The 2,283-nt window shown below is 36.6% G+C and carries 4 protein-coding genes; 1 reads left to right on the top strand and 3 read right to left on the bottom strand.

Annotation, left to right across the window (positions count from 1 at the left end; genetic code table 11):
• The coding region (locus ACJML3_RS03485) for a hypothetical protein (protein WP_406020657.1) at positions 1 to 189 on the bottom strand (189 nt) is incomplete at its 3' end.
• A 92-nt stretch (positions 190 to 281) separates the two neighbouring features.
• On the opposite strand from ACJML3_RS03485, the gene ACJML3_RS03480 reads away from it, so the two are divergent.
• Positions 282 to 914, top strand: a complete 633-nt coding sequence (locus ACJML3_RS03480; RefSeq protein ID WP_406020655.1) for a DUF4145 domain-containing protein — start codon at positions 282 to 284, stop codon at positions 912 to 914.
• Between the two features lie 225 nt (positions 915 to 1,139).
• On the opposite strand, the gene ACJML3_RS03475 is transcribed toward ACJML3_RS03480, so the two are convergent.
• Positions 1,140 to 1,634 carry a hypothetical protein gene (locus ACJML3_RS03475; RefSeq protein ID WP_406020653.1) on the bottom strand — a complete coding sequence of 165 codons (495 nt, stop codon included), beginning with the start codon at positions 1,632 to 1,634 and terminating at the stop codon, positions 1,140 to 1,142.
• Positions 1,635 to 1,669: 35 nt separating this feature from the next.
• Positions 1,670 to 2,149, bottom strand: coding sequence for a lysozyme (locus ACJML3_RS03470; RefSeq protein WP_406020651.1), 480 nt, complete (start codon positions 2,147 to 2,149; stop codon positions 1,670 to 1,672).
• Positions 2,150 to 2,283: the final 134 nt, after the last annotated feature.

Genomic DNA, 2,283 nt, shown 5'->3' with positions numbered 1-2,283 from the left:
CTTTTCAACACTGTGAGATGTTGCCATATCCAGAGGCTCCTTCATGTAAGGAACTCTGCTAGTTCTCCATTTACCTGGTTCAGGAGAAGTGCCAGGTGCTACAAAACGGTATTGATCTGACCACTCCGAACCAGTAAGCCTTGGTCTAGGCTTTAAAGTTTTATTTAGAGCGGTAAAAAATAGATTCATAAGCTTAATAGGCTTAAAATAGAGAAAAGCACAGACAATCTGCGACAATCATCTGTGCTTAGACGTTTTATATACAAGTTAAAGGAATCTTTATGTATCAAGATATTATAAATATCCACTACTCTTTGCCATCTGGAATAATTTGTCCTCACTGCAAAATCAGATCAAATGACAGAGATTATGAAACAACATCTATTCCTACAGGACATATAAAAGATTATTTTGATGAAATTGAAGCTTCATATGAAAGAGGTAAGATGCTTAGATGCCCTGTTTGCAATAAATTAACAGTTCTAATTGACGACAAAATTGTCTATCCAAATAATCTTCCTATTGAACCCAATAATGATATGCCTGAAGATGTAAAAGCTATATTTATTGAAGCTTTATCTATTGCAAATAAATCTCCACGCGCAGCATGTGCTCTACTTCGTTTATGTACAGAAAAACTATGCTTGCATCTGGGAGCGAATCAACATAAAAATCTTGCAGAAAAAATAAAAGAAATCTCAACCAATCCTGATGTAATTAATCTACTAGAAGCTTGTCGTATAGCAGGAAACAAAGCAGTTCACCCTGCCTTAGTTGATATAACAGAAAATGATGTTATTCTTGTAGAGAATCTCGCAAAGTTTATAAATTTAGTTATAACAACAACTATTACCACTCAGAGATTAGCTGAAGATATTAAAAATAGATTCACCCCAAAAGATCGAGCAAACTGATTTTACTCAATGTCTCTGGATTGAATTTTAAATATCTGCCTTCTTTGTAACAGACTTTAAACAGTATCAAATAAGACAATAATTCTTCCAAAAGAACACTGTTTTCACTCGCATAAAGTGAAACGGTGTCTTTGTGCTCAAAGATATAACCAGATTCATCCCAAACAGGAATATTATTTGAACTTCGACTAATTAAATCTAATATTAGTTTTACATCAACTTTATTCATCTGCTTACACTCTTATACCAATCAATCAAATGGTTATAGTACGTTGTTGTAATGTCACAGTCTTTTGCAACAATCAATTGTTCATTAAGAAGTCTTTGAAGTTTTGCCTTGTCCTTTCCACTGCATTGACATTTGTCTTTTTGAACTGTTCTGGAAGCGGAGGCATCTGAGGGCAGTGTTGCTGTGTCGGAATCGGTGTACTCTGAGAACTGCAGCTGCAGAGCATTAAGTTCATCGATAGCACTAGCATAACGCTTTTCAAGATTGTCCAGGTCTTTCTGCGTTTTTGCTGCATTGATTTGTGCTGTCTTCTGGTGTTCATGTTCAACCTCCAGCTGTTGAATCAGATTAGCTCTTTCTTGATCCAGTGCATTTTTCGCTACGTTCAGACGTTCAATTTCTGCTTGATCGTTTCTTGTCGCATAACCGGCAATATAACCAACCGCAAAAGCGACTGCACCTAAAATCAGTGTATTCTTAATGGATAACATTGGGAGACTCCAGAAACGAAAAAGACTGAGCGTTTCTAAGATAGAAATAGTTTTGCTTCAGCTTTACGGCGCCTGGTTAAACCTGCAACTTCAACACCACCGGCTTTGTTAATATCCAGAAATTCTTTAGCAGCTCCTTCTTTGTCTCCAGACTTCATTTTCTTCCAGAGCTTGTAACTGACTAAAGTCTGAATAGGAGTTAGACGCTTGCCATTCTCAAGTAGCTTACCCTGCAAATTAAAAAGAAGACATACCAGGGCATCAAACATTCCTTGAGTAACTTCAATTTCATCAACGTTTAATGCAGATTCAATCTGATACTCATATTTAGCAATATCTGCCTTTAAAAGCAGTTCAGCTTCAGCTTCAGTGCAAACCATGCCTTCATACACATCTGGGGAATGATGACCATATCCAATAGTCCATCCTTTCTCATGTGGCAGAGGTTTATATGCTTTTGTTCTGAGTCCTTCAAAATTCTGAATAAGGGCAATGGCATGAGAAGAAACACGCATCTTAATTTATTCCTGATGTTAAATAGTTAATTGTCAAAATGCCTGCAATGTTGCAGATTCCATAGACTAAAAAAGGGATACCTAAAGCAATACTGATAAATGCCCAGGAGAACTCAGCAAAGTAACAAAACGGA

Origin of the sequence: Succinivibrio sp. (assembly GCF_045124615.1) — a bacterium.
Classification (GTDB): Bacteria; Pseudomonadota; Gammaproteobacteria; order Enterobacterales; family Succinivibrionaceae; genus Succinivibrio; species Succinivibrio faecicola.
Note: the sequence above shows the minus strand (reverse complement) of the source record. Positions and strands in the feature narration are given on the sequence as shown.